The sequence below is a fragment of the Mycobacterium sp. NGS66 genome, assembly GCF_059812225.1.
In genome coordinates, this window is the sequence record NZ_JCALCG010000012.1 from 1 (window position 1) to 24464 (window position 24464).

The following is a 24464-nucleotide window of genomic DNA, read 5'->3' on the forward strand; positions in this document are numbered from 1 at the left end:
GCAGGGAGAAAAGTTTTCTGGTTCAGTCACTATGCGGCTCGGATTGGCTGGGTCTTAGAAGCGCCGAGCCTCAGTACTCAGTAGCCGCTAGCTGCAAGGATATTGCCCGTTGAGCACACAATTCGACGGTGGCACATAGGTACCGCTCAGCACGCCCCGGAAACCACCTGTGGCTGTTCCTCCGGGAGCGATGATGCGATTCCAATTCGCGGGGCTGAGAACATAGTGCGTGCCAGATCTGGTAACGGTGCTGTTCCAGGTGTGTGAAACGGATTCGCCTGCCGGCAAGTCGAATTCAAGCTTCCAATCGCTGAGCGGCACGGTGCTCGAGTTGGTGACGGTGAAGTGGGCGATGAAACCGGTCTGCCATGTGGATGACACCGATAAGGTCGCCGCGGCCGCAGCCGCGTGAGCTACCGGGCTGACGACGAGTCCGAGGACGGCTGCTATCAATATGGACACGGTTGCGGGAAACGCTGTGCGCCAGTGCTTCACGTAGCTGTCTACACCAGCCATAGCAGCCGACACTAAAGCCAACAGCCGATATCGGCCGTCGCATCGCGGGTGAGCTGCAGTACCTTTGCCCAACTGAAACCTTGATGAGATTTTGGCGTCCACCCCTGCAGGTCGGGCGGCAAGATGCGGATCGGGCGGCAAGGAAGCGATTCCCCCCCTCGCCTAGTCGCAGAGAGCCTGGCCGCACCTGTCGAGTCAGGCAGCGACACGAACCGGCAACCCCGAAGTCAGGTGCTGCTCGCTGAACTCAACTGGCGGACAAGCCGTTCTCCAGATTCCTGCAGCCGGCTCTTTACTTTATCGAGGTCTGCGTCGATCAGACGGTGATTGCGTTTGCGCCAACGGCCACCGATCATCACTGCTTCGATGTTGGCGACGCTTGCGCTCAATGCGGTGGCGATCGGGTCGTGGGCCGGCCAGAGGTTCAGTGCGCGCGCATCGATGACGACCAAGTCAGCCTGCATGCCCGGCTGCACTCTACCCACCCGGTCGGCGAAGCCGAGGGCTCGTGCTCCCTCGACGGTCGCCCACGCCAATGCTTGCTTGCTGGTGACCGACGGCCTCGTGCACATCAGGCCCGTTGCTTTCCGGTGGTTCTCGTGGTCGAGACCGCGCTGATGTGCCAGCGCGATCCGTGCGGCGGTGAGGATTTCGCCGGACACGGCGGTTTCGGTGTCGGTGCCCAACGACGGCGCTGCACCCCGTTGCAAGAGTTCTCCGGTGATGGGAACGCCGTGGCCATGGTTGAGTTCGTTTTCCGGTGTGGCGGTAAAGCTGACGCCCATGTCGACCAGTGTGTCGAGCCACTGGCCGGTAAGACCCGCACCATGCACGACGTTGGTGTGCGGCCCGAACAACCCCGCTGCGCGTGCAGCGTCCCACGCAGCCGCCGGTTGGCCGCCGCTTTGATGCATTGACACGATCAGGCCGCGGTTACTGGCAGCACGCAAATCGGCCAGGGTCACATCCGGCGTCGAGTACTGCGGCCCGCCGATCGCCATGCCGACGGTGAGCAGGTCGTGCGCACTGGCCGGACCGGCAAGTAGCCGGTCCACCTCGTCCAGCGGATGAGCGATGTCGGCTGCCCTGTTTGGTGTGCCGTGCAGAAAGACGGCACGAATGCCGGATTTCTGCAGGCCCTCGACGGCGCCGTCGGTGTGTTCGGGAGTGGGATTGTTATGACACCAGTCTCCGAGAGTAGTTGTGCCACAGTTAATTTGGTTGAGCGCACCGGCAAGATTGCCAATGTAGATATCGTCGGAGGTGTAATGTCCTGCAACGCAACCATGCATGCGATGCAGATATTCCGGCAATGTCCAGTCGGCGCCCGCAGAACGCAGTCCGCTTTGCCAAGTGTGCAGGTGCGCATTGATGAGCCCGGGAATGACGATGCGGCCGGTCAAATCGACGGCTTCGGTCTCGGTGCGGTCAAGGCGCTTGCCCATGTCGGCGACGCGATCGCCGTCGATGAGGATGTCGACGCGCTCTGCATCGGGCCGCCGGGGTGACATGGTGATCACCTGCGCGCCACGCAGTAGGGTGCGGCTCATTCGTCAGCTGCCTTTACCCAGGGTCTGACGCGTCCCACGGCACGGTGCCAGAAAGCCAATGGGTAACCCGTTCTTCTTGATCATTTCGGTGCAGATGCCGCGGTGGCTGGCCGAACGTCGCATACGGGCGGCAACGGACCACAACGCGATTCTCTTGAACGCGCATCGCCTCGATGTGCGGACGAGCTTCATCGGGAAGCGGCTGGCCTGACATCCGTCCGGCAACCGCCATCATGACGTCGACCACCAGTTCGGGGTCGTTCTCAATCACCGCGTCGGCGTACACCTGCAGATATGCGAACGGCCAGCGCTCGTCGAGCACGCAGAGGCTCACTTTGCCGTCGCGAGCGATCACACGAGCCTTGCCTCGGCCGGCCATCGTCGACACCAGAAGCTCGTCGTCGTCGGAGGGAATGTAGTACACGACCGACATACCCGGGCCGTCGTTTTTCCGGCGGTAGCCGAACACGCATGTGCGATGAGTCCGCACGAATTCGCGCCGCTCCGACGGGAGCATGTCGCGGTCGGTGGGAGCCGTGAATGGCTCCGTCGCAAGCGGTAAGAGCATGAACAGCCGTCCTTCTTTCTGGTGCGCCCACAATTATGGATACAGCGTTACCGATATTGCGGCGCCTGTCAAGAGTCGCCATACTGGCCGGGTGTCCCCCGCACGCGTTACCGATCGAGGCCCCGTCGCCCGCCGCCCTCGCGGACGCCCGCCGGTTCTGCCGGATCGGATCATCGACACGGCGCTGCAGATCGTGGATGAGGAAGGCGCGGACGCGCTGTCGATGAGGACACTCGCGCAGCGGCTGGAGTCGGGAACTGCAACGCTGTATCGCCACTTCGCCAACCGGGGCGAGGTGATTGCCCAGGTGGTGGACCGGGTTTTCGGTGAGGTGGAGTTCAACGCGGATGAACTTGCCGCCATGGGCTGGCAGCGGGCCTGTGAATCGTTCGCACAAGCCATGTTTGAGGTGTTGCACCGCCACCGCAACGTGGCACCGCTGCTTGTGGAACAGGCGCCGATCGGCCCTAACGCGATGGCGCACCGCGAACGATTGTTAGCCGTCATGCTCGACAACGGATTCACGCCACAGCACGCGGCGCGCTCGTATGCGACCGTGGCCCGCTATGTACTGGGCTTTGCTATCCAGCTCAGCGACCACGAATCCGGCAATGCCGAGTTGTCCCGACTCTTTCGCCAGCTCGATCCGCAGATGTTCCCCGCTACTCAGGCCGTGGCCGACTACCTGCCTGTGCCGTTGGATGAGGAATTTGCGCTCGGTCTGCATTTGATCATCGACGGCCTGGCCAAAATGCGCCGCGGTAAATCTCCTGCTGTTCGTCCGGATCGCCGCTCAGCCGATACGTCTGGCAGGGGTCAGTAGACAGCGATAGTGCCGAAAATATCGGTATACGAATAGCTTTCATCCCTGACTTGCCCCTCCGGCAGTGACCTCGTGGCGCGAAGCGGACGCTCAATTCGAGTCGAGCGCCGAGCGGCCACCGGCGCCGCGAATTCGGTCTAGCGTCTCGGCGGTACCCGCGGTACCGTATCCCAAGTACCCAGTACCGGCGGTATCGCATCTTGGTTCGATTCATGGAAGCGAGGTCCGTTGATGACTAGTCATGCAGAACTGCATCCCCCGCGTTGGGCACCGGCTTTTGTGCGCTGGCACCACACCCAAGTGGGCTGGTTACGGTCGTGGCAGTTGGCGCTCAAGGCGCTGTGGGCCGGTTACCGGCATACCATCTACGACTTCGCTGCCCAGCTACCGGGGCAGGACGACATCGTGGTGGCCCGCGCTCCCCTGGCGAAGTTCGTCATCATCCGCGATCCTGACATCGCCCGCCACGTGTTGGTGTCCAACCAGGACAACTACAGCAAAAACGCCGAATACGACCTACTCGCCGTGGCATTCGGTCGCGGCTTGGTCACCGATCTCAATGACGAACTGTGGCAACGTAACCGGCGGCTGGTTCAACCGCTATTCGCCAAGCGCCAAGTCGACAGCCTGGCACCGCAAATGACCGCTGCGGCGGTGGCGGCCGCCGAACGCTGGGATGCCCATGCTCAGGCCGGGCGCCCGATCGATGTCGCCGCCGAGATGAACTACCTGACGATGGACATCATCGCCCGCACGATGTTCGGCATCGATCTCACCGGGGAACTCGCGGAGCAAATGCGGCTCGACTTCGCCCGGCTGCTAACACTATTCGGATACGGGTTCATCGGGGGCGTGGCCCGGCCGCTGCGGTGGATCGCCGATCGTCTTGCCCGACATGGTCCCGACTCATTCGCGGCGCGTTCACCGCGGCTGGCCATCAACATGCTGCGCTTCGGCGCCAGTCTCACGGCGCCGCGCACCATGCGTGGCCTGCGCCGCATCGAGCGGTTTATCGACGGGCTGATCGCCGATTACCGCAGCGGAGCGATCGATCGCAGCGACAATCTGCTGGCATTGCTGATCGCCGCCGAGGATCCCGAAACCGGCTACCGCTACACCGATTTGGAGATTCGCGACGAACTGATGACCTTCCTGGGTGCGGGTTTTGAAACCACCGCCGCCGCGCTCGCCTGGACCTGGTATCTGCTGTCACAGAACCCGGAGGCACGCGCCCGACTGGGCCGCGAACTCGATGACGTTCTGGGCGGCCGCGAGCCTACCGTCGCCGACGTCGACAACCTACCGTGGACCCAGGCCGTCGTCGCGGAGGCGATGCGGGTATATCCGCCCATCATGGGTCTGGCCCGGGTGGCCAAAGGCGACGACATGCTTGGCGATTACCCGATCAAAGCGGGCACGCATGTCGCGATCCTCATCCACGGCGTGCACCACAACGCGCGGGTATGGAAGGACCCGAGCAGCTTCGACCCGGCGCGGTTCCTCAAAGCGAACTTCGATCCCGCATTACGCCGCGCACATATTCCGTTCGGGGCCGGCAAGCGCATGTGCATCGCGTCCGGGTTCGCCAACCTGGAAGCCGTCCTCGCCGTCGCCGCCCTAGCCCAGCGGTTCGAGCTTGACCTACTGCCGGGCCAACGGCTGCGGCGGGAACTGACTTTCACCGGCGGTCCCGATGGCGCACTGCTGATGTCCGTCGCACCGCGGAGAGCCGCGCGGACGGCGCTGTCGGGTTAGTTTGTCTTGGTAAATTGCCGCATTCTCGGCCGTCGCTGAAATGACTTGCGGCGCAGTCCGGTAGCTGGCGTCCGCGCCACACTCCCTGTCGACCGAACGTGCGAATTTTCCCGATTACCCACCGACAGCGGGCGCGGAGGGGTTTAATCCTCGCTTGGGGGACAAGCACATCACGCTCGCCGCTGACGTTATCGCGAGCAAGGGGGGTAAGAGCAGAAATGGGATCCTACCGGGCCGACCCGCATGCTGAATATCACCGGCAAGCCGCGGCTCACTTCGGCCAAACCGCACAGCCACAGCGCGGCATGGCCGAGCCGGCTTTCTCGGGCGACAAGTTCTCACAGTGGCTAGCGGTGCCAGCGAACCGCAAGAAAGCGCTCGTGGCAGCCATTGGGGGCTTCATCGCGCTGATTCTGTTTCTGGCCGGCGGCCCTGTCCTCAAGCTCGTGGCATTAGTTGTGCCGATAGCTATTTGGGCCATTTTTTTCAGACACGGTTACCACGAGACAGCCGGACTGCGGGCGCAAGCCCGGATACCCGCTGACGAAGCGATACGCCTCGCAGTGGACATTGCCAACGGCGTGCGCGGCCTGGCATCCAGCATTCAGGTCAACGGATCCTCACCGGGGCGCGCGGATTTCACGGTGCGCGGCCTGACCTGCCATCCCCTGGACTTTCACATCGCGCTACGCTCCGATCCGTCGGGCTGGACTTTCTTGTCGACGCACCTTGACAGTTGGACCTGGCGACGCGTCCGGGTCAACTTCATCCCTGTCCCCTTCACGAAGCGTATTGACGGGTACGGCCTGTACAAATCCTTCGGCGACCGGTTGCTCAAGGAACTCCAACAACGCGACCCGTCGGCGTCCGGAGCGTTCAGCAAGCGGCCGACGTAAAAGATCCATCGTGCGCTGTGTTTAGAACGGCGAATGCCTGATTGAAGTAAAGGTGTTGTGCGGGCATGTCTTTGACACTTGACGCGATCTGGTCCCTACCCGGCCCAACCGGATCCCACAATATGGCCGAGGCAGTTCAATTCGTTGCGCGCAGGGGCGGCTCGCACCACACCAGACACTTCTTCTTCTCTTTCGGCCATGGTGCCGGTGGAGCCTTGCTTCTGGTGCCCATCTTGATCGTCATCGGATTCGGCGGTTATCTACTGCGACACCCGGACCAAGCCCGCGGGCTGAAAGAGCGCCTCACATCCATGTGGAAAGGCGCCCCGGCAAACCTCGATCGCAATCGTGCGCAGACGGCTCCTCCGCCCAACGCTCCATCCGGGCCATATCCACCGCCGAACACAGTCGGCGGCGGCATGACGCGGTTCAATCCCCCGCCCGGGTGGCCCGTCCCTGCGGAGTGGACGCCGACACCCGATTGGAAACCCGATCCGTCCTGGCCTCCGGCGCCACCGGGTTGGCGGTTTTGGTTGCCGATGTATCCGCCGCCCCCACCTCGGTTCGGCCCCAATCTGTCTGACGCACTTCGTCAACCAAAAGCCAGCCAACCGACAGCCCGGCGGTGGTTCATCGGCGCCGCAGCCGTGGCGGTGCTGGTGCTCGTGGTCGTCTTCGCGTTTGAACTGTTCGGCGGCGAGTCGACCACATCGGCCACCGGGAAAGCGCCGTCTGCCACCGACGGGGCAAGCATCAGTGGCTACGGATCATTGCGGATTGGGATGACCGAAGCCGAAGCGACGTCGGTAATGGGATCGGCCCCAAAGCACCATTTCTTCAACTGCACCGTCATTGGCGAGATCGCCGTCGGCGCGTTGAAGGTATGGATTGCCGATAGCAGCGGCCGGGTGACCGGAATTGAAACTCCGTTCGGTACCAAGACCGACCGAGGGGTCGGCGACGGCTCGACGCCCGCAGAAGTCCGTGCGGCGTATTCCGGGCCGGAGTACACCATCGACGAAGGCTATGTCGGCGGACAGGGCATGCAAGCGATCAACGTCGTCGAGGGGCCAAAGGAGTACACAAGTCATCGGTTGCTCAGCTTCCTCGTCAACGCCGAGGGGCGTACCGGCCCACCAAGTATCGGACGTCCAAAGGGTTGGGAGGGCTGCTGAGATCTGGCGCGCACTCACGCAGTCCCGAATGGCTAACTTCTGGCACTGAGGCCAAAGCGTATTGTGCTACCCATAACCTAGGTTTCGGGGCGGTTGCCGCATCTCAACGGTGGCAAGGTCAAGACCGCGGCCTGGGACATCTGCTGTTTCGTGGAGCGTAGCAATGACGACGGCCGCACAACTCGATCTCGGTGCCTTCCTGCATCCGGCACTGTTCTACCAATCCGAGCAGGAGTACGTCGATGGCGTGCTGCCGTTCATCTACGAAGGGCTGAAGGCTGATCAGCGAGTGCTGGTGGCAGTACCCGGACCAAATCTGGCGCTGTTGCGGGAGGCGCTAGGCGCCGCAACGGTCTTCGTCACTATGGCGGATATGGCCGACGCGGGCCGCAATCCGGGCCGCATCCTCGGTGGGCTGTTGAGCGCCTTCGCCGAGAGGCACGCCCCGAAGTCGGTCAGGATGATCGGCGAGCCGATCTGGCCTGGCCGATCAGAGGCGGAGTACCCCGCATGCGTGCAGCATGAGGCGTTGATCAACTCAGCGTTCGCCGGATGCGACCTCGCCGTGCTCTGCCCGTACGACGTCAGCTGCCTAGAACCCACCGCAATCACCGACGCGCACAGCACCCACCCGGTGCTGTGGCGGGCAGGGATGCCCGAGCAGGACAGTGCGACGTTCGCGCCGACAGCCGTTTGGGAGAACTACAACCGCCCGCTGGCCAGCGATCCGGCGGCGGTTACCTACAACGTCAACCGGTTGACGGATCTGGGCGGGCTGCGCCAGTTCGTTGCTGCGTACGGACAGTGGTTCGACGTGCCGGCGCAGATAACCAGCAATCTGCAGCTGATCGCCAACGAGTTGGCTACCAGCAGCGTTCAGCACGATGGCGCACCATGCCAGCTCGCGTTGTGGCGGCGCGACGGCTATCTGATATGCGAGGCCCTCGACAACGCGTATCTCGACGACCCGCTGGCCGGGCGTCGGCCATATCAGCGCGACACCGTGCGCGGGCGCGGACTGTTCGTGGTCAACGGGTTGGCTGATCTGGTGCGTATCTACACCACGACAGGGCAAACCACCATCCATGCCTACCTCGAGCTGGAGCCGGCCTGAGTGTCGGCGCTCCCTCGCGCGGGTATGGGAGTCCCGGACCCGCATCGTTGAGGGTCGCTGCCCGAAAATGTGGAGCCGATCGGAGCGCTTATGACCCAACCCGACAACGAGAACTTCACCCGCGCGCAAGAGCTAGAGAACATCGTGGATGAGCTCGGTGAGAAGGTCGCCGGGGAACGCGAAGCTCAAGGCGTTCCCGGCAAACCTAGCGACCGCGAAGAGGCGGCGACCCGGGGCTCGGAGACAGAGCCGCCGGATTAACGGGCGGACTGCCACTCCCCTCCTCCGGCGGATGCCCGCGTGACCGCCTTGTCACTCGTGGCAGGCGACGGCACCAATTCCGCATGCACCGTGCGACCGAACCTCGACCGCATCAGCCGGTGTGCGGTAGGCACCAAGACGCCGTGCAGCAACGGATACTTCTGCCGTAACAAGCGTGCCGCCCCCCGAGACTCGGCGCCGTCCAGCAGCCGGACGCACCCGGCCTGTGCCGGGCCCGTCGGCTTTCCGGATCCGGTAGCCGGCCCGAATTCCACGTGCGGATTCCGACGGATGCGGCGCACCTTGATCGCTCGTTCGAAACTGCGGAAGTAGGCGCGGTCACCGTCGACCACGATGCTGACCGGACTTGAGCCCGGAGTGCCGTCCTTGCGAAATGTGGTGAGGCTGATGGTCTTCTGTCGCACGAACGGCGCCAGCGCCGGATCCGTTGCGGTGCCGACTCTGCCCAGCACATAGCCGAGCTGCTGCAGCCGCAGCACGAATGCCACAACCAGCGCCACGGACACCGCGCCCAGTAGCCAAGCTTGCGCTGCCGAGCCCCCCAGCCGAAGGTCCATTACGTGGTTCACCGTGTGTACGGTGTTCGCCACGATGAACCCCGCCAGCGCGGTGGCCAATGCGTCGGCCCAGATCAGCGCAAGCAGCAACGTGATACCGAGGCCCAGCTGGAATGCGCCGACGTCGTGCAGGAAATGCACATGCGGTCCGAAATTGACGGCCGCCGCAAACGACCGTGGCCCGACCAGACACCATATCCCGATGCCACCGGTGGTCAGCCCGACCAGGCCGGCGACCGCGTATAGGTATGTCCGCGCGAGCGCGCCCAAGCGTTTCATGATCCCCGCCTTTCGCGATCAGTGTGTCCCTCCTCGATCCCTAGACGGGCCAGGGCATCGATATGTGACGGTGTTCGACTGCGCATCGACTACGGTCGACGACATGTCTGAAGTCTCAGGTGTTGAGCGAATCGAGCACGTCGCCGCCGGCGACATCATCGTCATCGTCCGCGGCTCTGCTGAGCGGTCATACAAAGTGGTGTTCAAGGACGCCACGGACGCCGGATATGTCGTTACGCTCCAGGACGACGGCGGTGAAACGTTCCAGCTCGAGTTCGACGCCGGCGATACCGTCAGGACGTCATTGCAGTCGAAGTGGGAATCTGCGCAAAGTCCCACACCGCATGCCGAAAGTTGAGCCGATCGGCGGCCGGCCGCGATTAGCGAATTCGTCGGTCGCTATTCTGCCCGTCCGGGTGCAATTTCCGCGTTAGGCTCCTCGATATCACGGTTCACATCCCGCATCAGGAGCTCACCATGAAGGTAGACGAGCAGGGAATTGAGAAAGACGTTCATCGACTCCGCGAATTCACCGCGTTCGACAAGTTCTCCGATGATGAGCTGCAGCGTCTCGTCGGTGCAGCGCACCACATCACGCGTTCCGCGCCGTGGCCATTGATTCAGGAGCAGACTCCGTCGGACTCGTGTTACATCATGCTCAGCGGCGAAGTAGGGGTGTATGTCGGCGAGGACCGCATCGCCGTATTGGGCCCCGGGGAGGTAATCGGCGAATCCGCGCTTCGCCGTGGGAAATTGCGCTCCGCGACGGTGACGACTACCGGTCCGGCCGAGGTGCTGCGCATCGAGCGCGACGACCTTGCCCGCTTGCTCGACGAGATACCCGCGCTGCGCGAAACGATGGACGCGACCGCCGCGCAGCACGTGCCCGTTTCCCCGCCGCCCAAGCCGAAACCGGCACGGTCCAAGCTGAACGCCTCGGTCCCGACGGAGTTGGTCGAGCGATTCGAGCAGGCCGCCGACGCCGCAGGTGTGAGCTCCGCAGCGGCGCTCGAGGAGGCGCTCACGCAGTGGGTCGAACGGCGCAGCAAAAACTAGTCATCCGGGGTTGACTCATCCTTTTCGGCGATGAGCTCAGCCAGGGCGAGAATCCGCTGTGATTCACGCACGTGCAGGCTCTCGATCATGCGGCCATCGACCGTTATGACACTGTGCCCCGCTGCCCTCGCCTCGTCATAAGCCGCGACGATTTTGCGGGCGTCGGCCAACTCTTCTTGCGTAGGACCGAACACCTCGTTGGCCGGGGTGAGCTGAGACGGATGGATCAGAGTCTTGCCGTCGAAACCCATCTCGCGACCCTGGCGGGCTTCGGTTCGGAAACCGGCCTCGTCGGTGATGTTGTTGAACACGCCATCCAAGATGACCTTTCCGGCCGCCCTTGCCCCCAACACCGCAAGCGCCAACGCGGGCACGACCGGTGCACGCCCGGGTACGTGCAGCCCGTGCAGCTCGTTCACCAGGTCGTTGGTACCGACGACCAGACCGGCCAAACGATCACTGGCCGAGGCGATCTCCTCTGCTCTCAGAAAGGCGCCGGGCGTTTCGATCATGACCCACAATTGCATCGCTTCCGGTGCGCCGAGTGTCTGCAGTGTCGTGACCAACGCTCGAACTTGTTCGCCGCCACCAACTTTCGGCACCAACACGCCGTCAGCGGATGACCCAGCCACGGCCCTCAGGTCATCGTCGTGCCAGTCGGTACCCAGACCGTTGATGCGCACCACGAGCTCACGTTGTCCGTAGCCTCCTGACGACACCGCCTCGCATACGTTCTGCCTCGCGTCGGCTTTGGCGTCGGGCCCGACGGCGTCTTCGAGGTCGAAAAGCAACACGTCCGACGGCAGCGTTTTCCCTTTTTCCAATGCGCGGGCTTTGTTGCCGGGCAGATAGAGGGCGGATCGGCGCGGACGCACTGTGGGTGCCATAAATACTTTCCTCGGGCGCAGGGTTCGATTGCTTTACTTGCAAAGTTGATATCACCGGCGCCATCGCTTCGCAGTGCGCGGCATGCCGCGCTTTCTTGGTACTCAAGTGGCAGGTGCGACTGTATGACGAATTTGCCTGTGCCACAAGGGCTTTAGCGTCGAAGGCTTTCGGCTTCAGTGTCGTAACGCTACCGCAATGAGAAAACGGCTGCTATCGCAGCGGTCGCCTAGCCGACCGAGCGCACACCGTGGGCGTTGAAAAAGTCCGCCCACGAGACGACCTCGGGATGCTGTTTGAGCAGTGCCCTGCGCTGCCGCTCGGTCATGCCTCCCCAGACGCCGTATTTCACATGGTTGTCGAGCGCGTGCGCCCCACACTGCTGCACCACCGGGCAGTCGCGGCAGATGACCGCCGCCTTGCGCTGCGCGGCGCCCCGCACGAAGAGTTCGTCGGGATCGGTTGTGGCGCAGCGTGCTTGCGCGAACCAAGCACGGTCTTCCGTATGCGATACGGCCGGCTTGCTGTTGGCCTGCACGAGGTTCAATCGCCGCGCGCCCGGCCTTGTCTCTGGCACCGAAGCCGTTCCCTTCTCCCCGGCCGCGCTATGCGACCGCCACCCGTGGGCGGAACCCCGAATGAGAGCCGCACCACACCGCGCCCATCAGTGTGATGTAGATCTCATCTGCGCTTCCAAGTTATAGCTGGTACCCACCGATTGCGCAACGGTCTTTTGGCACAGGCGTACCTGAGGTGTGGACATCTTGTCCTTTCGCAGACCGAGGTAGACAGCGCGTGGTTAAGCGCGTAACTTCTGCCACGGTCGACTCGTGAGGCAAGAAGGAGATACCGATGACGGTGCAGGCTGTGCTGGATGAAGTGCGGGAACGGCCCGGCGCCGGTGAGGTGATCCCGGTGATCGATCCGGCCACCGAAACCCAGATCACCGAGTTCACCGACTGCGGAACCGAGGCCGTCAACGACGCCGTCGCTCGCGCGAAAGCAACGGCGGACTCGGCAGTGTGGTCCGGTTTGCCCGACTACGACCGAGCCAAGGTGCTGTGGCGGGTGGCCGACCTCATCGACCAGAGCGCCGAGCTACTCGCCGAACTCGAAATGCTCAACGCCGGCATGTATCCCGCCCAAGCGCAGATGCAGGTCAAGGTGGGCGCCGAGTGGTTTCGCTATTACGCCGGCTGGTGCACAAAAATTGACGGCATCGCGCGCGACGTGAACACCGGCGGGCTGACCGGGGTCGATTCCCACATGCACGCCTACACGTTGAAAGAACCGTACGGCGTGGTGGGCCTGATCTTCCCGTGGAACGGCCCCGTCTTCAACTTCTGCGCAAAACTCGCGCCGTCGCTGGCCGCGGGCTGCAGCAGCGTCGTCAAACCCGCAGAGGAGACACCACTTTCGGCGATTGTGCTCGAAAGAATACTGGCCGAAGCCGGAGTTCCTGACGGGGTGGTGAACCTGGTGAACGGTTACGGGCACACCGTCGGTGCGGCCATCACCGCACACCCGGACGTGGAGAAGGTTGCGTTCACCGGGTCGACGGAAGTCGGCAGAGAAATCGTGCACGCTTCGGCGGGCAGCAACCTCAAGAAGGTCACGCTGGAGCTCGGCGGCAAATCCCCCGTGCTGATCTTCGACGACGCCAGCCTGAAGAGAGCCATGACCATCGCGGCGTTCGGCGCCTTCGTCCACTCCGGGCAGGCCTGTGTGTGCGGGTCGCGCATCTTCGCGCAGCGTGGTGTTTACGAGCGAGTGGTAGAAGGCATTGCGGGCATTGCGAATACGCTGCGGCTCGGCGGCCCCAAAGAAGAAGGCACCATGATCGGTCCTTTGATCAGCCAAAAGCAACTCACTCGCGTGCTTGGCTACCTCGAACAGGGCAAGTCCGACGGCGCCGAGTTCGTCACCGGAGGACGTCGCCTGGACCGCAAGGGATACTTCGTCCAGCCCACCGTGGTCACCAACGTCGATCCCGATTCGAGCAGACTCTTCCAAGAGGAGATCTTCGGGCCCGTCGTCACCGTCCTGCCGTTCGACGACGAGGACGAGGCCGTCGCGCTGGCGAATAACAGCACCTACGGGCTGGCCGCCACGGTCTGGACCAAAGACCTGGGCCGCGCGCATCGGCTGGCCAAGCGGCTCAAGGCGGGAACGGTGGGATTGAACTGCCAGATGCAGTACGACCACTCGATGCCGTTCGGCGGATACAAGCAATCCGGATGGGGTCACGAATCAGGTAAGGCGGGCATCGAGACCTACCTTCAGGACAAGATCGTTTGGGCGCAGCTGTAGACGCGTCGCTCACCTGGTGCTTTACCCGTCGGCGCCGAGCGCTGGTGCGTCTCGGACGCCCCCGACGGCGGCGCCGACGGCGGTATGTCAGCATTTCCCCATGATTGATCGCAGTGTTGCCCGCATCGCTGGGGCCTTGGTCATGACGGTGTGGGCGCTGCTGAGCACGCCCCTATCCAGTCCTGTCGCTTCAGCCGATCCCTGCTCGGACGTCACGGTGGTCTTCGCTCGCGGGACCCATCAGGAGCCCGGCCTGGGCAACATCGGCCAGGCCTTCGTTGACTCGCTTACCGCGCAGGCGCAGGGGCGGTCCGTCGGGGTCTACGCGGTCAATTACCCCGCGAACGACGACTATCACGCGAGCGCGACGGCCGGCGCAGACGATGCGAGCGGCTACATCCAGAACACCGTCGCCAGCTGCCCGAACAGCAAGCTTGTCCTTGGTGGCTACTCGCAGGGCGCTACGGTGATCAATCTGGCCAGCAACCAGATGCCGGCTTCGGTGGCCAACCGTGTCGCCGCCGTGGCCCTCTTCGGTGAGCCGACCAGCGGATTTTCCAGCATGCTGTGGGGCGGCGGGCCGCTGCCGACAATCAGCCCGCAATACGGCGGAAAGACGATCAGTTTGTGCGCTCCCGACGATCCGATCTGTTCCGGCGGCGGGAACATCATCGCGCACGTTTCCTATATCGAGTCCGGGATGACAAACCAGGCTGCCACCTTCGCGGTCAACAAGCTCGGTCCAGCGCGCTAAGCCATTACGCCCGACTGCTTGCCGGAGTAACTTTGGCGCGTGGACATCGTGTCGCGAAGTGTCCTTCTGCCGCTTGCGGTCACGGCGGTAGCTGCGTTCTCAGCGGCCGGTCCGGCGACTGCCGATCCGGCGCCTACCCAGGTCGTCACGACGGTGGCAGTAGGGGCGGGCGGCCAGCCGATCAACGGATATCGGGAGGCTCCTGCGCGGGGGAACGTGGCCGCAGCCGCCGACTGCACCACGCCGTCGCCGTCGGCGGTCGCTGATGACGTCTACTACTGCTCTCCGAGTGCGGCAGGCGCCGGCACCTGTTGGCCATCGACGCCCGGATCCTTGCTGTGCATGGACAATCCCTGGGACAAGCTGTTGCATCGGGTGACTTACGGCGGTCCGCTCCCGCCAGTGCAGCACCCCGTCACACCGGACCCGTTCGCGCTTGAGCTCGACAATGGCACGCGATGCCAGTTTCGCAATGGCGGCGCCTGGGGCGGGCGGAGCGACGGGTACGTCGGCGTGTACGGCTGCGGCGACCTCGCCGTCCTGTGGCTTCCCAGCGAGGGCCCCGGGACGTGCGTCGACCGCTCGGGGCCGGTGTGGACGGTCAAGGTCGGCCAATTGGGTTCCCCCACTAGCCAGTTCCCGCCGCCCGAGACCCGCGCGGTGACCACTGCGTGGTTCGCCGGAGCTTGAGCACCGACCGAATTACGCTCTTGACCGCTCAGTCGATGGGTACGGCCGCTTCGGAAAGACCTCGCTGCTGTGTAAATTCACCCGTCGCAGGCGCTTGATCGCGGCCCAGTGCGACCGTTGACGCCACCATCGCGAGGACGGCCAGCACCAGGACGAGGGCAGCCGGTCCTCTCGCCGTCAGATGTTCGCCGAGCACGACAACGCCGAGCAGGACCGCGACAATCGGCTCCCCCACCAACATGATCGGCACGGACGTCTGCAACGCACCCGCGTGAAACGCTGACTGCTGCACCACGGTGACCGTTACCGCCAAGCCGACCAGCAGGTAAGGCGCAGGAACGGTCAGGAGTTCATGCCATCCGCCGATGGCGAAGCGGTGCGTGCAGATCTTGGTCAAGACCGCGATCATGCCGAGCAGTACCGCCACCGCCACCGCGAGCAGCATGGCGCGCACCCGGCCGGCGGTGCGGTGGGCCGCGACGACGCAGACCAGCACCAGCGGCACCGCGACCGCCAGCGCAAGGGTCCACGCCGGTATCGGAGGCCGGTTATGGCCCTCGTGGGGCTGGCCGACAAGGACGAAGACCGCAAGGCCGGCCGTCAACAGCACCGCCCAGCCCCAGTCGGCCCAGCTGATGCGTTGGCGCGAAAGCCGCGCACTCAACGGCATTGCGAACAGCAGCGCCGACACCAGTAGCGGCTGGACCAGTAGCAACGATCCGTGCGCCAGCGCCAGCGCCTGGAATACGTAACCGGCGACGGCGGCAACCGTTCCCGCCCACCACAACGGTTGGCGAACCAAGGCGGTCGCCATCGTCGCAGACATCGCCTCGTCGCCCGGGACCGCTTGCGCGGCCCGCTGACGGACCACAATGCCGACCGCGGCCCAAAACGCGGCCAGCAGACCCGAGAAGATCGCGACCGCGTGTGCTGTAACCCACCCCATCCTCGCGAAAATACCCGCGATGGCCGCGTTGCTAACTAGTCAACGTGCAGGTAGATCAAGCGTTGGCGAGCTCCAATAACTTTATTGTGCGTGAATAGCGTTGCAATGCAATGCGATTCAGCTATCGAAGGCCATCTCGTGAGGGTTAGCGCCCGAACCGCGGGTTTCTGATGGTCGCTATCGACGCTGACGTATCCAGGAAACACCCCGATGGGGCACTGGGCGGCATGCCGGATTCGAGTGCGCCCACGTTGCGGTCGGCTTATGGTAGCGATCATTATCTGCTAGGCGCGGATGCGAGGTAACGGCGTGGAGGGGGCCCCATTCGGGCGATACCGTTTGCTCGAATTGCTGGGTCGCGGCGGAATGGGCGAGGTGTGGCGCGCCCATGACACCGTGACGAACCGTGTGGTAGCGGTGAAGGTTCTGTCACCGAACTCGCGCGACAATCCGGACTTTGAAGAGCGATTTCGCCGCGAGGCCTATGCCGCGGCCGCCCTGACTGAGCCGCACGTGGTGCCAATCCACAACTTTGGCGAAATCGACGGACGACTGTATGTCGATATGCGGTTGATCGAAGGCCGCGACCTGCATTCGCTCCTTGCGGAAGGACCGCTGAGCCCTACCCGTGCGGTAATGATCATTGAACAGATCGCCGCAGCGCTCAGGGCCGCTCACAAGGTGGGCCTTGTGCACCGTGACGTCAAGCCATCGAACATCCTGATTACCGAGGATGATTTTGCCTACCTGATTGATTTCGGGATCGCCCGTACCGCCGATCAAACCAGCCTCACGGCGAGTGGCAACGTGATCGGAACTTGGGCTTATATGGCACCGGAGCGATTTAGCGCGGAGGCGGACTGGCGTGCCGACATCTACGCCCTGGCGTGCGTGCTGCACGAGTGCCTGACCGGGACGCAGCCCTTCCCCGGAGACAGTATTGAGCGGCAAATCGCGGGCCACATCACGGCTCCCCCGCCACGTCCGTCAACGATGGTGGCGCAAGTACCGCCAGCCATGGACGAGGTGATTGCCAAAGGCATGGCGAAAAATCCAGCGGATCGATATCAATCCGCAACGGACCTCGCCAAAGCCGCCCGGTTGGCGCTCACGGCGCCACCTTTCCAACCATCGCCTGACGAGCCGACTCAACCCCCGAGAACATCGGCGCTCGGGTGGGAGGTGCCGGTCGGACCACCCGCCACCACGCCTGTGCAATGGCAGTCGCCAACTCCGTCTGAGGCATCCCGCGGTGCTCTACCACAGCGGCCGGGCCGCAGACCCTACGCGCGTGCGATCGCGATCTTGGCAGTACCTCTGGTAATCGTGATCGGGGCAGTTGCATTCGCGGTGCCCACAACGCGGCTCTACCTCAAGGACCGAGCGCAAGCGAATGCGAAAGCTGCGGTGGTCCGAACCGCAACAGAAGCGATAGTGGCATTGTGGAGCTACACGCCGGACGACATCGACCGCTTGCCCCAAAGGTCGGCCCGCTACCTCACGGGTGATTTTCAGGCGCAATACTCCAAGTTCGTCGACGCGATTATTCCCGCGAACAAGCAAGCTCAAATCAACAGCACGGCGCAGGTCGTCGGAGCCGGTGTCGAATCGCTCGCTGAATCCGATGCCACCGCGTTGATTTACGCCAATACGTCCACCACCACACCGCAGACGCGCGACCAACCCGCAGTGAATTACCTCTCCTATCGGCTAATAATGCAGAAGCACGGTCCTGCGTGGCTGATTTCGAAGATGACCACCGTGACCTCCACGACCTTGGAGCCGAAAGCGCCGGGCGCCGGCTGACGCGAACGGAGATCACATGCCGCAGGTGGCGATACTCGACGATTATGCCGGTGCGGCCCTCGACCTCGCCGACTGGTCGCCAGTGCAGAGGCGTTCGGAGATAACCGTTTTCGAAAGACATCTCGCCGAGGCAGAGGCCGCGGACACATTGCGGCCATTCGACGTCGTCTGCACGGTGCGCGAGCGGATGGCGTTCCCGCGCACGCTGATCGAGCGGTTGCCCAACCTGAAACTCATCACCATCGTCGGCAGGAGCTTGCCCAACCTGGACATCGCGGCGGCCACCGAACGCGGCATCCTGGTGGCGCATTCGGACTTCGCGGGCCCGCGATTCCGCTCCGTCCGCGACGCCACCCCGGAGCTGGCGTGGGGGCTACTGATCGCAACGGTGCGTCACCTGGCCGAAGAACATCGACGCCTGCGTGACGGCGCGTGGCAGGCGACGGTGGGCGTGACGTTGGCGGGGAAAACGCTCGGGCTGGTCGGCCTCGGCCGGGTTGGCAGACGCATGGCCAAATACGCGAAAGCGTTTGACATGCAAGTGATTGCGTGGAGCCAGAATTTGACCGAGGAGGACGCCGCGGCGGTCGGCGCCCGGCGGGTGGACAAATCGGCGCTATTCAAAGAATCCGACGTCGTCTCCATTCATGTGGTGCTCTCCGAGCGCACCCGAGGGCTGATCGCCGAACCCGAGTTCGCCTTGATGAGCCCGCATGCCTACTTGATCAACACTTCCCGGGGCCCGATCGTCGACGAGGCCGCTCTGATCTCCGCGCTGCGGCATGGGCGGATCGCCGGCGCGGGGCTCGACGTCTATGACGTCGAACCGCTGCCGCGCGACCATCCACTACGACTGCTACCGAACGTGACGCTGTCTCCGCACTTGGGCTACGTCACTCGGGAAATGCTCGGCGCCTTCTACGCGGACACCGTCGAGGCCGTCGCGGCATGGCTGGACGGAACGCCTATCCGGATCGCCAATCCTCAGGTGTTGCCGACAAGCGGTTGATCGCGGCCGCGGCGCCGCGCGCGAGGTGTCGCGGCGACACTCTCGCGGCTACGCTGGCGCACATGGCCGTCGAGTCCACAATGCTCGCCCTGGGCACTCCCGCCCCGTCGTTCACGCTGCCCGAGCCGGCAACCGGCGCGACGGTCAGCCTCGAGGAACTCACCGGGCCCGCGCTCGTCGTCACCTTCATCTGTAATCACTGCCCGTATGTCCAGCACGTCGCCGCGGGACTGGCCGCGCTGGGCCGGGACCTGGCCGACCTCGGCGTCCCGATGGTCGGCATCTCGAGCAATGACGTCGTCACCTACCCGCAAGACGGACCCGAGCAAATGGTCGCCGAGGCCCGCCGTCACGGCTGGACATTCCCGTACCTCTACGACGAGACCCAAGACGTCGCCCGCGCCTACTCGGCGGCCTGCACACCCGACACGTTCGTGTTCGATGGCCAGCGTCAGCTCGTCTACCGCGGCCAGCTCGACGACTCCCGCCCGAAGAACGACGTCCCGGTGACGGCCGCTGATGTCCGGGCAGCGGTCTACGCCGTGCTCGCCGGGCGGCCGGTCAACCCCGATCAGCGGCCGTCGATAGGGTGCGGCATCAAGTGGCGTTGATCGGGTGGGCGCCGACGTGAGCGCTCAGCCGTGTGGTGCCTCTGAGATCTTGCTGTCCGGCTTGCCGACCGTTTGGCAGTAGAGGGTCACCGACGCGCGGGTTGTCGAGATTTCCAGACTGCTGGGGTCAGCGCCGCTCTTGTCCTTGAGCATCTTGCTGATTTCTTCGTTCTGTTTCTTCTCGTCCTGGCTGGTGAAGTCCTTGCATTTGGTGTCGCCGCCGGTATTGATGACCTGTGAGGCCGAACATCCGCTGAACAACAGCATGGCCAGCACGATCGTGGCGGGTGCAATTCGCCTCATGGTTCTCCTTTGTGACTAGGTCCCCTTCGTGACGAGAGGTAGCTATTTCTTTCACCGCAGCGCCGAATCCCAAACAACTAGCGTCGGCGAGGCGGCAGGAGTGCGTCGGCGGCAACGTATCCGATCGCGCCGGCAAGAACGGCGAACTTGAGGTAAGCAGCGGTTCGCGCGCGCCGCGCATTAGCGGCGATGCGGGTGCGGTTGAGTACCTGCAGCAGCGCGAAGCCCTCTACCGCATCGCCGGCAACTGCCGGAATTATCAGGGCGGGCAGCGCGGCCGGGTGGCCGCGGCGCCGTCGCGCACGGTCGACCAGCAGCGCCGTGAGCGTGCCATAGGTTGCCATGTACCCGAAGTCCAGCCACAGCGACAATCGCGCGGCCCGCTGACCCTTTGCTCCCCACCGGGCCATCATGTCTTCGGCCCGAGAAGCGCTGCCGGCCAACTCAAATGGAATGATTCCGGGGCCGCCGGTCTGCCGCATGATGTGATCGGGCACCAGCATCACCGCGGTGTAGGCGACGAAGGCAGCGGTTGCCGCCGCGAGTCGATTGTGGGGTAGGCGACCGATGATCATGTCCAGTCCTCCGCGTGCCCGGACTCTATGGTCGCGCAGCCGGTTCCCGGAATCTACCGGCGTTGGGCGGTCGCGACTGCCAGCCAGTCGTCGGCGGCCAATCCGCTTCTGTTCGCCGGGTCGTAGCGCCGCAACAGCGCAGAGACGGTCAGGTGCTCGTGGGGCTGGAAGCCGTGGGCGGTGAGCAGGTCGTTGAGGGCGGCCTCGGTGAAATCGCTGCGGTACGGTTCGCCGCGCCGGGCCACCGTGCGGGCAACGCGACTCGCGCTTCGCCACTGGGTGCCCGCCGCGACGACACCGGCGCGGATGTAGTCGACGATCAGACGGCTGCCCGGCGCACTGAGCCGCGCGATGTCGCCGAGCGCTGCATCGATGGCGCCGCCGGTGAGATAGGGCGTGACTCCGAGCCAGACGATCACGGCTGCCTTGCCGTCGTCGAACCCGCAGGCGAGCAGGCGCTCCCGTAGTGAGTCACGCTCGAAATCACATGGCACCCAGACTGTTTCGGAGTTACAGTGCGTCGGTCGTAGGTGCTCTATCACGTGGCGTTTGCGGGCCTGGGTGGTGGGGGCGTCAACCTCGAAGATCCGGATCGGCGCGTTGGCCCGCCGCAGGCTGGTGGTGTCGAAGCCGGCGCCGAGGAGCACGAGCTGGTCGATGCCCGCGCTGATCGCGGCCGCGCAGGCATCGTCTGCGTAGCGGGCCCGCAGCACGATGTGGGCGTGCAATCCGCCCCAAACCCAGTCGATGAGGCGAAGTGCGGCATCGGCGCAACCTGCGCGGGCCAGCATGACCCGCAACACCGGGTGTTCGACGAAATGTCGTGCGTACGGATCGTCGAGCAGGCGACGAGTCGGCGGCCGCAACGTTTCCGCGGCGCGCTGGGCCGCGTTGAACTCGGCGGTGAAACTCGCCGTGCGGTCAAGACGGCGGTCGGCTAGATCAACCATTCAGCAATGCTACGAAAGCATCGGTTCATCGGTATGGTCCAATTCGATGCCGGATTTGTGGACCAGTGCGGTCGGCGGAATCGACCTGCATCTCGACCTGCCACCGGCGCGCGGGCGGCGTGCGGCGCTCGAAGGTGCGTTGCGGCAAGCGATCCGCGACGGACGACTCGCGCCCGGCGCAGGGTTGCCCTCCTCGCGGGCACTGGCCGCGCAGCTCGGTCTGGCCCGCGGAACCGTCGTCGAGGCGTATTCGCAGCTTGCTGCCGAAGGCTATCTGCGGACCCGGCCCGGCGCGGCCACCGAGGTGGCTCACGGGCGTCACCGGCCGACACCGGTGAGCGCTGAACGCGCCGATATACGTCCCGTTGCCGATTTCCGCCTCGGTCGCCCCGACCTCAGCATGTTTCCCCGCGACGAATGGTTACGCGCGCTGCGACGGGCGCTGCACCGTACGCCGCACGCCGAACTAGGCCCCGCGGACCCGCGCGGATCGCCGCGCTTGCGTGCCGTATTGGCCGGCTATCTGGGTCGTGTCCGCGGAGTGCTCACCACCAGCGAGCACATGGTGATCTGCAGTGGCTTCACGCAGGGATTGCGGTTGGTTTGTGACGCTTTGGCCGACGGCGGAGCTAGATCGATCGCCTGCGAGAACCCCTGCCTTCCCGATCATCGCGCGATCGCCGGCGCCAGCGGACTCGCCGTCGTCCCGCTGGACGTCGACGACCGCGGTGCCAGGCCGGAATGCTTCAGCGCGTCCGCCGCCGCTGCTGTCCTGACCCCGGCGCACCAGGCACCGCTGGGCGCCACACTGGACGCCGTGAGGCGCACCGCGTTCACCCGGATCGCCGCCGACCGCGGCGCCTACCTGATTGAAGACGACTACGACGGCGAGTTCCGCTATGACCGCCATCCCATTGGTGCCCTGCAGGGACTCGCGCCCGAGCGCGTCATCTATGCGGGCAGCGCCAGCAAGAGCCTGGCCCCCGGTCTGCGGCTGGGCTGGCTGGCGTTGCCCACCGACCTCGTCGACGCGGTGATCGAGGCCAAACGCCGAGCCGATCGCGGCACCGATGTGCTGGCGCAGCTGGCACTCGCGGAGTTGATCGAATCAGGCGTTCTCGACCGACACATCCGACGCATGCGGCGCCGTTACCGAAATCGCCGCGACATGCTCGTCGCGACCCTGGCCCGCTATGCACCGTCGGTATCAGTCCAGGGAATCGCCGCCGGGCTGCATGCCGTTGCCCTGCTTCCCGACCCCGTTTCGGAGGCCGACGTGCTGGCCGTTGCGCAGCAACGCAAAGTCGCCGTCACCGGCCTAACCCCCTTCTGGCATGCAGCCGGTCGACATGAACAGGGAATCGTCATCGGCTACGGCACACCGTCCGAACACGAATTCGCACGTGCGCTCCAGCACCTTGGTCAGCTGATGCGCGCCGCGACGGGCGTACATCGGTGACGCTCAATGCGGCAGCAGCCGCTTCTTTTGCTCGTTGAATTCCTCGTCGGTGAGGATGCCCGCGTCGCGCAGCGAGGCCAATTCCCGTAATTCGGCGGCGATGCTGGTGATCGGGCCGCCCGCCGGGCTCGGTGGCGACGCGGCCGGCTCGGGCGAGGACTTGGGCTCGCCCGGTTCCCCGGGTTCACCCGCACCCTTCGGCTTGGACACTGCCGCCCCCACCCGCTCCCGACGGCCGCCGGCACCGGACCCGCCGGTGCCGGCCATCGCCCGTCCGGCCATGCTGGCGACGGCCATCTGACCGAACAGGCTGCCGACGCCGTCGCCCGAAATTTCTGCGGCCGCGCCCGCGCCCGCCGTCGGCAACGCCAACGCGGCGGGACGGAACTCAGGTGACGCCGTAGCCCAGCCGCGCGGGACCGACAGCCCGCTGATCGTCTTCGCCTCTCCCATGCTCGCGGTGAACACCGAGCCCGGGTTGGTGATCACCGGGAAGTTCGTCGGCGGCGCGGAGCCGGTCCCGGGCCAGGGTTGAATTCCCGCCCAGCCGCTGACGATGTCGTCGGTGTGGACACCCACGTAGTAACCGCCGACGTCGTAGGGCAGAGCCACCGTGCCGACAGCAAGCCCCGCAGCGCCTATTTCTGGGTCGACGAAAATGCTGCTCAGGCTGCCCAGCAGGTTGAGCACGTCAAGGGGCGCCAGGGGCGCGGCGGGTGCAGCCGCCGGCGCCGCCAGGCTGTTCAGAGCGCTGGGCACCGCCGAGAATGCTTGCTGCGCCGATGAAACCGCGCCCTGCGCCTGACCGGCCGAGGTGCTCAACGCCTGGGCAACCACTTTGGATTGGCCCGCCTGCCCGCTTGGGTTGGTGTCCGAGGGCGGCTCGCTGAACGGCGTCAGCGACGCGGCCGACGCCGACGAACCCGCGTAGGCATACATCGCCCCGGCATCCTGCGCCCACATCTCGGAGTACTGCGCCTCGGTGGCCGCGATCGCGGGAGTGTTCTGTCCGAAGATGTTGGTCGCGATCAGCGCCATCAGCAGGCTGCGATTCGCGGCGATCACCGGCGGCGGCACCATCTCCGCGAAGGCGGTCTCGTAGGCGGCGGCGGCCGCGCCGGCCTGGGTGGCGGTCTGCTCGGCCTGCGCGGCGGCGGCCCGCGCCCAGGTCACGTAGGGATAGGCCGCGGCGGCCATCGCCGCCGACGAGGGACCCAGCCACGGCCCGGCGGTGAGGGCGCTGATCACGGACTGATACGCGCTTGCCGTCGAATGCAGCTCGGCGGCCAACGCCTCCCAGGCCGCGGCGGCCGCCAACATCGGCCCGGCGCCCGCGCCGACATACATCCGGCCGGAGTTGATCTCGGGCGGCAGTAACGCGAAGTCCATGTCGTTTCCTCCGATCTACTCGAGGCCCCCACGGCGCGGTTTCGACGACTGCATACCGGCGCCGCCGCGACAAGCGGGCCAGCAAAACAGCCGTATTCCTTTGAATGCGGTATGTCATCGGGGTTAACGCTTGACAAACGCGGCGCCAGCCAACTGTACAAGCCTTTGCCGCCGAACCGTGAATCCGCTGTCGAGCCGGGCAGCGA

The 24464-nt window shown here is 64.7% G+C and carries 26 protein-coding genes; 15 read left to right on the plus strand and 11 right to left on the minus strand.

Translation table 11 applies throughout. The features are described 5' to 3' along the window. Positions 1–87: 87 nt before the first annotated feature. From AC5Y2L_RS20105 to AC5Y2L_RS20115, 3 genes are all read right to left on the minus strand, one after another. Positions 88–516 carry a cellulose-binding domain-containing protein gene (locus tag AC5Y2L_RS20105; RefSeq protein ID WP_499937520.1) on the minus strand — a complete coding sequence of 143 codons (429 nt, stop codon included), beginning with the start codon at positions 514–516 and terminating at the stop codon, positions 88–90. A 227-nt stretch (positions 517–743) separates the two neighbouring features. After that, entirely contained in the window at positions 744–2066 is a 1323-nt protein-coding gene (locus tag AC5Y2L_RS20110; RefSeq protein WP_499937522.1) for an amidohydrolase family protein, read from the minus strand. Positions 2067–2079: 13 nt separating this feature from the next. Further along, on the minus strand, positions 2080–2634 hold the full coding sequence (locus tag AC5Y2L_RS20115) for a pyridoxamine 5'-phosphate oxidase family protein (protein WP_499937524.1): 555 nt from the start codon (positions 2632–2634) through the stop codon (positions 2080–2082). 157 nt (positions 2635–2791) lie between these two features. Here AC5Y2L_RS20115 and AC5Y2L_RS20120 point away from each other — a divergent pair, with 157 nt between their 5' ends. The 6 genes from AC5Y2L_RS20120 to AC5Y2L_RS20145 all read left to right on the plus strand — a co-directional run bounded on the left by AC5Y2L_RS20120 (position 2792) and on the right by AC5Y2L_RS20145 (position 8658). After that, complete coding sequence (locus AC5Y2L_RS20120) at positions 2792–3457, plus strand: TetR/AcrR family transcriptional regulator (RefSeq protein ID WP_499937811.1); 666 nt, start codon at positions 2792–2794, stop codon at positions 3455–3457. Positions 3458–3688: 231 nt separating this feature from the next. Next, a complete protein-coding gene (locus tag AC5Y2L_RS20125) occupies positions 3689–5212 on the plus strand; it encodes a cytochrome P450 (RefSeq protein ID WP_499937526.1) in 1524 nt (507 codons plus the stop codon). 305 nt (positions 5213–5517) lie between these two features. Continuing rightward, complete coding sequence (locus tag AC5Y2L_RS20130; protein ID WP_499937527.1) at positions 5518–6108, plus strand: hypothetical protein; 591 nt, start codon at positions 5518–5520, stop codon at positions 6106–6108. A 65-nt stretch (positions 6109–6173) separates the two neighbouring features. Then, the gene (locus AC5Y2L_RS20135; protein WP_499937529.1) at positions 6174–7283 is read left to right on the plus strand and encodes a hypothetical protein; all 1110 of its coding nucleotides are present in this window, start codon (positions 6174–6176) and stop codon (positions 7281–7283) included. 163 nt (positions 7284–7446) lie between these two features. Beyond that, positions 7447–8397 (plus strand): anti-sigma factor RsbA family regulatory protein, encoded by a 951-nt coding sequence (locus tag AC5Y2L_RS20140; protein ID WP_499937531.1) that lies wholly within the window; start codon positions 7447–7449, stop codon positions 8395–8397. 90 nt (positions 8398–8487) lie between these two features. Further along, entirely contained in the window at positions 8488–8658 is a 171-nt protein-coding gene (locus AC5Y2L_RS20145; RefSeq protein ID WP_499937533.1) for a hypothetical protein, read from the plus strand. On the opposite strand, the gene AC5Y2L_RS20150 is transcribed toward AC5Y2L_RS20145, so the two are convergent. Continuing rightward, positions 8655–9518, minus strand: coding sequence for a PPOX class F420-dependent oxidoreductase (locus AC5Y2L_RS20150; RefSeq protein WP_499937813.1), 864 nt, complete (start codon positions 9516–9518; stop codon positions 8655–8657). The genes AC5Y2L_RS20145 and AC5Y2L_RS20150 overlap by 4 nt on opposite strands. 100 nt (positions 9519–9618) lie before the next feature. Here AC5Y2L_RS20150 and AC5Y2L_RS20155 point away from each other — a divergent pair, with 100 nt between their 5' ends. Next, positions 9619–9873, plus strand: coding sequence for a hypothetical protein (locus AC5Y2L_RS20155; protein ID WP_499937535.1), 255 nt, complete (start codon positions 9619–9621; stop codon positions 9871–9873). 119 nt (positions 9874–9992) lie between these two features. Then, the gene (locus AC5Y2L_RS20160) at positions 9993–10571 is read left to right on the plus strand and encodes a cyclic nucleotide-binding domain-containing protein (RefSeq protein WP_499937537.1); all 579 of its coding nucleotides are present in this window, start codon (positions 9993–9995) and stop codon (positions 10569–10571) included. Here AC5Y2L_RS20160 and AC5Y2L_RS20165 read toward each other — a convergent pair. After that, entirely contained in the window at positions 10568–11458 is an 891-nt protein-coding gene (locus AC5Y2L_RS20165) for an HpcH/HpaI aldolase/citrate lyase family protein (RefSeq protein ID WP_499937538.1), read from the minus strand. The genes AC5Y2L_RS20160 and AC5Y2L_RS20165 overlap by 4 nt on opposite strands. 227 nt (positions 11459–11685) lie before the next feature. Then, complete coding sequence (locus tag AC5Y2L_RS20170; protein WP_499937539.1) at positions 11686–12033, minus strand: WhiB family transcriptional regulator; 348 nt, start codon at positions 12031–12033, stop codon at positions 11686–11688. Positions 12034–12308: 275 nt separating this feature from the next. Between AC5Y2L_RS20170 and AC5Y2L_RS20175 the strand changes: the two genes are divergently transcribed. From AC5Y2L_RS20175 to AC5Y2L_RS20185, 3 genes are all read left to right on the plus strand, one after another. Then, complete coding sequence (locus tag AC5Y2L_RS20175; protein WP_499937541.1) at positions 12309–13766, plus strand: aldehyde dehydrogenase family protein; 1458 nt, start codon at positions 12309–12311, stop codon at positions 13764–13766. Between the two features lie 100 nt (positions 13767–13866). Next, positions 13867–14520 (plus strand): cutinase family protein, encoded by a 654-nt coding sequence (locus tag AC5Y2L_RS20180; protein ID WP_499937542.1) that lies wholly within the window; start codon positions 13867–13869, stop codon positions 14518–14520. A 39-nt stretch (positions 14521–14559) separates the two neighbouring features. Beyond that, positions 14560–15210: a hypothetical protein gene (locus tag AC5Y2L_RS20185; RefSeq protein ID WP_499937543.1), complete on the plus strand. Its 651-nt coding sequence runs from the start codon at positions 14560–14562 to the stop codon at positions 15208–15210. 28 nt (positions 15211–15238) lie between these two features. On the opposite strand, the gene AC5Y2L_RS20190 is transcribed toward AC5Y2L_RS20185, so the two are convergent. Further along, positions 15239–16156, minus strand: a complete 918-nt coding sequence (locus tag AC5Y2L_RS20190; protein WP_499937545.1) for a DMT family transporter — start codon at positions 16154–16156, stop codon at positions 15239–15241. A 339-nt stretch (positions 16157–16495) separates the two neighbouring features. Between AC5Y2L_RS20190 and AC5Y2L_RS20195 the strand changes: the two genes are divergently transcribed. The 3 genes from AC5Y2L_RS20195 to AC5Y2L_RS20205 all read left to right on the plus strand — a co-directional run bounded on the left by AC5Y2L_RS20195 (position 16496) and on the right by AC5Y2L_RS20205 (position 19582). Continuing rightward, a complete protein-coding gene (locus AC5Y2L_RS20195; RefSeq protein ID WP_499937546.1) occupies positions 16496–17962 on the plus strand; it encodes a serine/threonine-protein kinase in 1467 nt (488 codons plus the stop codon). A gap of 16 nt (positions 17963–17978) precedes the next feature. Next, positions 17979–18971 carry a D-2-hydroxyacid dehydrogenase family protein gene (locus AC5Y2L_RS20200; RefSeq protein ID WP_499937547.1) on the plus strand — a complete coding sequence of 331 codons (993 nt, stop codon included), beginning with the start codon at positions 17979–17981 and terminating at the stop codon, positions 18969–18971. Positions 18972–19033: 62 nt separating this feature from the next. Further along, positions 19034–19582: a thioredoxin family protein gene (locus AC5Y2L_RS20205; protein ID WP_499937549.1), complete on the plus strand. Its 549-nt coding sequence runs from the start codon at positions 19034–19036 to the stop codon at positions 19580–19582. 24 nt (positions 19583–19606) lie between these two features. Here AC5Y2L_RS20205 and AC5Y2L_RS20210 read toward each other — a convergent pair whose 3' ends face one another. The 3 genes from AC5Y2L_RS20210 to AC5Y2L_RS20220 all read right to left on the minus strand — a co-directional run bounded on the left by AC5Y2L_RS20210 (position 19607) and on the right by AC5Y2L_RS20220 (position 21410). Further along, positions 19607–19885 (minus strand): hypothetical protein, encoded by a 279-nt coding sequence (locus tag AC5Y2L_RS20210; protein ID WP_499937550.1) that lies wholly within the window; start codon positions 19883–19885, stop codon positions 19607–19609. Positions 19886–19962: 77 nt separating this feature from the next. Next, positions 19963–20460, minus strand: coding sequence for a hypothetical protein (locus AC5Y2L_RS20215; RefSeq protein ID WP_499937551.1), 498 nt, complete (start codon positions 20458–20460; stop codon positions 19963–19965). Between the two features lie 53 nt (positions 20461–20513). Further along, positions 20514–21410, minus strand: a complete 897-nt coding sequence (locus tag AC5Y2L_RS20220; protein WP_499937553.1) for a class I SAM-dependent methyltransferase — start codon at positions 21408–21410, stop codon at positions 20514–20516. A 79-nt stretch (positions 21411–21489) separates the two neighbouring features. Here AC5Y2L_RS20220 and pdxR point away from each other — a divergent pair, with 79 nt between their 5' ends. Continuing rightward, positions 21490–22869, plus strand: a complete 1380-nt coding sequence (gene pdxR / locus AC5Y2L_RS20225; RefSeq protein WP_499937814.1) for a MocR-like pyridoxine biosynthesis transcription factor PdxR — start codon at positions 21490–21492, stop codon at positions 22867–22869. A 3-nt stretch (positions 22870–22872) separates the two neighbouring features. Here the strand turns inward: pdxR and AC5Y2L_RS20230 are convergent, their stop codons facing one another. After that, positions 22873–24258, minus strand: a complete 1386-nt coding sequence (locus tag AC5Y2L_RS20230) for a PPE family protein, SVP subgroup (protein WP_499937554.1) — start codon at positions 24256–24258, stop codon at positions 22873–22875. Between the last annotated feature and the right edge of the window lie 206 nt (positions 24259–24464).

What these genes read in the sequence shown, in the direction of transcription:
- AC5Y2L_RS20105 (WP_499937520.1), bottom strand. Translation starts at nt 516, where the DNA reads ATGGCTGGTGTAGACAGCTACGTGAAGCACTGGCGCACAGCGTTTCCC.
- AC5Y2L_RS20210 (WP_499937550.1), bottom strand. Translation starts at nt 19,885, where the DNA reads ATGAGGCGAATTGCACCCGCCACGATCGTGCTGGCCATGCTGTTGTTC.
- AC5Y2L_RS20175 (WP_499937541.1), top strand. Translation starts at nt 12,309, where the DNA reads ATGACGGTGCAGGCTGTGCTGGATGAAGTGCGGGAACGGCCCGGCGCC.
- AC5Y2L_RS20180 (WP_499937542.1), top strand. Translation starts at nt 13,867, where the DNA reads ATGATTGATCGCAGTGTTGCCCGCATCGCTGGGGCCTTGGTCATGACG.
- AC5Y2L_RS20145 (WP_499937533.1), top strand. Translation starts at nt 8,488, where the DNA reads ATGACCCAACCCGACAACGAGAACTTCACCCGCGCGCAAGAGCTAGAG.
- AC5Y2L_RS20125 (WP_499937526.1), top strand. Translation starts at nt 3,689, where the DNA reads ATGACTAGTCATGCAGAACTGCATCCCCCGCGTTGGGCACCGGCTTTT.
- AC5Y2L_RS20115 (WP_499937524.1), bottom strand. Translation starts at nt 2,634, where the DNA reads ATGCTCTTACCGCTTGCGACGGAGCCATTCACGGCTCCCACCGACCGC.
- AC5Y2L_RS20230 (WP_499937554.1), bottom strand. Translation starts at nt 24,258, where the DNA reads ATGGACTTCGCGTTACTGCCGCCCGAGATCAACTCCGGCCGGATGTAT.
- AC5Y2L_RS20110 (WP_499937522.1), bottom strand. Translation starts at nt 2,066, where the DNA reads ATGAGCCGCACCCTACTGCGTGGCGCGCAGGTGATCACCATGTCACCC.
- AC5Y2L_RS20165 (WP_499937538.1), bottom strand. Translation starts at nt 11,458, where the DNA reads ATGGCACCCACAGTGCGTCCGCGCCGATCCGCCCTCTATCTGCCCGGC.
- AC5Y2L_RS20190 (WP_499937545.1), bottom strand. Translation starts at nt 16,156, where the DNA reads ATGGGGTGGGTTACAGCACACGCGGTCGCGATCTTCTCGGGTCTGCTG.
- AC5Y2L_RS20215 (WP_499937551.1), bottom strand. Translation starts at nt 20,460, where the DNA reads ATGATCATCGGTCGCCTACCCCACAATCGACTCGCGGCGGCAACCGCT.
- AC5Y2L_RS20160 (WP_499937537.1), top strand. Translation starts at nt 9,993, where the DNA reads ATGAAGGTAGACGAGCAGGGAATTGAGAAAGACGTTCATCGACTCCGC.
- AC5Y2L_RS20155 (WP_499937535.1), top strand. Translation starts at nt 9,619, where the DNA reads ATGTCTGAAGTCTCAGGTGTTGAGCGAATCGAGCACGTCGCCGCCGGC.
- AC5Y2L_RS20140 (WP_499937531.1), top strand. Translation starts at nt 7,447, where the DNA reads ATGACGACGGCCGCACAACTCGATCTCGGTGCCTTCCTGCATCCGGCA.
- AC5Y2L_RS20220 (WP_499937553.1), bottom strand. Translation starts at nt 21,410, where the DNA reads ATGGTTGATCTAGCCGACCGCCGTCTTGACCGCACGGCGAGTTTCACC.
- AC5Y2L_RS20130 (WP_499937527.1), top strand. Translation starts at nt 5,518, where the DNA reads ATGGCCGAGCCGGCTTTCTCGGGCGACAAGTTCTCACAGTGGCTAGCG.
- AC5Y2L_RS20135 (WP_499937529.1), top strand. Translation starts at nt 6,174, where the DNA reads ATGTCTTTGACACTTGACGCGATCTGGTCCCTACCCGGCCCAACCGGA.
- AC5Y2L_RS20200 (WP_499937547.1), top strand. Translation starts at nt 17,979, where the DNA reads ATGCCGCAGGTGGCGATACTCGACGATTATGCCGGTGCGGCCCTCGAC.
- AC5Y2L_RS20205 (WP_499937549.1), top strand. Translation starts at nt 19,034, where the DNA reads ATGGCCGTCGAGTCCACAATGCTCGCCCTGGGCACTCCCGCCCCGTCG.